This window comes from Psychrobacter sp. FME13, from assembly GCF_014861395.1.
Lineage (GTDB): Bacteria > Pseudomonadota > Gammaproteobacteria > Pseudomonadales > Moraxellaceae > Psychrobacter.
The window spans coordinates 1-3,125 of sequence record NZ_RRYV01000232.1 but is presented as its reverse complement, the minus strand read 5'-3'; the positions used below and the strand labels follow the sequence as shown (position 1 = coordinate 3,125).

The 3,125-nt window shown below is 40.5% G+C and carries 4 protein-coding genes and 1 pseudogene; 2 read left to right on the top strand and 3 right to left on the bottom strand.

Annotated elements, in window-relative coordinates; translation table 11 throughout:
- Positions 1-151: pseudogene (locus tag EI164_RS17215) on the top strand (IS30 family transposase); the annotation flags it as partial.
- A 224-nt stretch (positions 152-375) separates the two neighbouring features.
- On the opposite strand, the gene EI164_RS15350 reads toward EI164_RS17215, so the two are convergent.
- Together EI164_RS15350 and rsmA are read right to left on the bottom strand one after the other, a co-directional pair.
- Complete coding sequence (locus EI164_RS15350; protein ID WP_192520825.1) at positions 376-1,212, bottom strand: symmetrical bis(5'-nucleosyl)-tetraphosphatase; 837 nt, start codon at positions 1,210-1,212, stop codon at positions 376-378.
- A gap of 129 nt (positions 1,213-1,341) precedes the next feature.
- Positions 1,342-2,205, bottom strand: coding sequence for a 16S rRNA (adenine(1518)-N(6)/adenine(1519)-N(6))-dimethyltransferase RsmA (gene rsmA / locus EI164_RS15345; RefSeq protein WP_192520823.1), 864 nt, complete (start codon positions 2,203-2,205; stop codon positions 1,342-1,344).
- Between the two features lie 409 nt (positions 2,206-2,614).
- On the opposite strand from rsmA, the gene EI164_RS15340 reads away from it, so the two are divergent.
- A complete protein-coding gene (locus tag EI164_RS15340; RefSeq protein ID WP_225739346.1) occupies positions 2,615-3,046 on the top strand; it encodes a DUF4238 domain-containing protein in 432 nt (143 codons plus the stop codon).
- Here EI164_RS15340 and EI164_RS17535 read toward each other — a convergent pair.
- On the bottom strand, positions 3,010-3,125 hold a 116-nt coding region (locus tag EI164_RS17535; protein ID WP_413038468.1), incomplete at its 5' end, for an IS3 family transposase. The genes EI164_RS15340 and EI164_RS17535 overlap by 37 nt on opposite strands.

Here is a 3,125-nt window from a genome sequence, read left to right as displayed (position 1 = left end):
CGGCCTTATCAGAGAGTACTTGCCTAAGGGTTGTGACTTTAGACAAGTCTCTGATGATGAGATGCAGGACATTGAGAACAAATTAAACAACAGACCAAGAAAACGATTAGGGTTTAAGACGCCTATGCAGGCGTTCTATAATATTAATTAGCGTTGCACTTGGTGTGTTAATCTAAGTATAAAAATTATCAGTAAATCTTTTTTTATACTTATTGATTTGAAGTAAGGATCGTAAATTAGGGTATACCCCAAGGAAACCGCCGAACAAGCCCCTTAATTGATTTAAAGAACCACTCAAAACAGACTCTATTTTCAGAACTGCTTTAAACAAACCACTTATCTAATCTTACATACCACTTTCAGTTACAACCCTCATTATGAACTCGGACACTGCGCGCTTGACGCTATTACCTGACCGTCACCCAATCTATAAGCCAATAGACAATTGCCCCACACACAGCCACCGTCGAGTGCACGTGCATGTGGCAAATCAACCTCACCTTTTAGCGCAGCCCAATGACCAAATAATATCTTGCGCGTACGCGGTACTTGCCACTCAAACCAAGGCAAGAAATCCTCAGGCATAGGTTCATCTAACCCTGCTGAAAAGCCAAACTCAAGCGTGCCATCCTGTTTACATAGACGCATACGCGTAAAATAGTTAGTGATGGCGCGCATTTTAGTAAAGCCATTGATATTTGGCTGCCAATCATCAGCTGACTTGCTATATAAATTTGGTAATAATCGATCGAGCTGCCACAGCCTGCTTTGTAATTGCGATTCTACTTGTTGTGCATAGCCTGCTGCTTCATCGATACTCCAATGCGGTGGAATACCAGCATGCACCAGTACTGTTTGTTCATCAGGATAGGCCAGTAGCGGCTGATGACGTAGCCATTCAAGCAACTCATCACAATCATCAGCAGCAAAAATTGGTGCGGTCTTATCTTTCTTTTTGAGTTTTGCTGCACCGCGCCAAACAGCAATCAAATTAATATCATGATTACCAAGGACTGTCGCTGCCGATCCTTGTTCACAGAGTACTTTAACATCACGTAAAACACTCAATGAATCCTCACCACGCGCTACCAAGTCACCTGCAAACCACAATTTATCTTGTGCTGGATCAAAATCTAAAGTTTCTAGCAACTTAAGATAAGCAGCATAGCAACCTTGCAGGTCTCCAATGACATACTGGTGGCGAAAACTCATGGTACCTCTATACTTTTTAGATATGAATTGATATAAGGGCACTCTTAAGTGAGTGCTCTTAGCATGAATCGTTTTATGTGAATACTATTGAGAAATGATCGGCTGCGAGTCAATCAACAAAAAGTTAAATCAACCTTCTACGTTGCGCGCCTGATTGCTCAAATTGACAAAATCTTTCACACTTAAGACTTCAGGGCGTGCCTGCGGATCGATACCGCAAGCTGCAAAATCGTCTTCACTCAGTGTTGGTAATAACGCTGATTTTTTGAAGATAGCACGTAGCGTCTTGCGGCGATGGTTGAAAGTTTCGCGTACGACAATCGCAAAGTATTCTTCATCTTCCGCTACGATTGGTTTGTTGATATGTGGCGTCAAACGAAATACAGCACTGGTGACTTTTGGCGGTGGATTAAAAGCACCGCGTGGTACGGTCAATAGATAATCTGTGTCACAATGGTATTGCATAATGACTGATAAGCGACCATAAGTTTTGCTGCCCACATCAGCCGTGATGCGCTCGACCACTTCTTTTTGCAACATAAAATGCATGTCTTGAATCACATCAGCATAGCTGAGTAGATGGAAAAGTATCGGGGTAGAGATATTATATGGCAGGTTGCCGACCACACGTAGCTTGCCGCGCTCAGGACTATACAGCTCACGATAGTCTACATGCATCGCGTTGTCTTTAATAATCTCAAAATTCGGATGGCTGTTGGCACCAATACGAATACGCAAACTGTCTGCCAAATCACGATCTAACTCTACTACGGTCATCGCGTCGACTTCTGCCAATAACGGCTCGGTTAACGCGCCCATTCCTGGTCCAATCTCGATTAGGTTGTCATCACGCTCTAGACGAATACTTTCAACGATTTCGCGAATGACGCTGCCATCATGCAAGAAATTTTGACCAAAGCGCTTACGCGGTTGGTGTTTAACAGCACGTAGGCTGCTAGAAATAGATTGAGCGTCAAACGGAGTTTTGGACATAGAAGAGTCTTAATGTATAAAAGATAAATGGGCAATAATGGCAACAATATGCCAATCATATAATGACGAATTATAACACAGCTCAGAATTAGGCTGTATTATTGAAAAATTATTATCGATAAGCTACCCATACTTTATCGCAACAGATACCGTGACGTCTTCTGCCCAACATCATTTGTTATAACGTCTCTTATGGGAACAAAAGTGTTTCCTAGTAAAACTTGAATATTAGGCTGTTGCAGTACCTATATACTTCTGAGTGTATAGAATTTCAGCTTCTCGAACTCAATATCAACTATTCTAGATAGGATTTGCGATACGGTTTTCTTATGCAGCATGCTTTTTAATAAAAATATAGAACGCTAAATAATTGTTTAATTTTAATACACTAAGGGATAAAACTTTGAAAATGACTACTGATGTTAAGAAGCAGCATACCGTACCCCGATTTTTATTGGATAAGTTTAGTTTTGAGACAGGTGGCAAGAGAAATAGGTTGTTTACTTTCGATAAATTAAATGAAAAACGCTTTGAACAAACTGTATTTAATGCAACCACAATGAATTCATTTTATAACTTTGTAGATCATCCTGATTCAATAAGTTTGGAGCCTGTTCTTGGTATATATGAAGATCAAGCAGCTCCGTTAATTAAAAAAATAGTTGAAGAGCAGAACATTCATTGGTTGTCTGAAAAAAATATGTACATAATCGCCGAATTTATAGCTGTACAGCAATCAAGGACAAACACACGTTTGCAGTTAATTGAACCGCCCCGACTATATCGGAGACTTGATTGCTTGAGTCAGGCAGCTTTGTCTGACTCAATAAAACTATCATAGTATCGTCTCTCAAACTCAAAAGGCGACACATAGCCAATCGTACTATGAATGCGAGTTTTGTTAAACCAATCGACCCATT

Bases quoted from the DNA above. Each gene is read 5' to 3' on its own strand.
- EI164_RS15350 (WP_192520825.1), bottom strand. From the start codon at position 1,212: ATGAGTTTTCGCCACCAGTATGTCATTGGAGACCTGCAAGGTTGCTAT.
- rsmA (WP_192520823.1), bottom strand. From the start codon at position 2,205: ATGTCCAAAACTCCGTTTGACGCTCAATCTATTTCTAGCAGCCTACGT.
- EI164_RS15340 (WP_225739346.1), top strand. From the start codon at position 2,615: ATGACTACTGATGTTAAGAAGCAGCATACCGTACCCCGATTTTTATTG.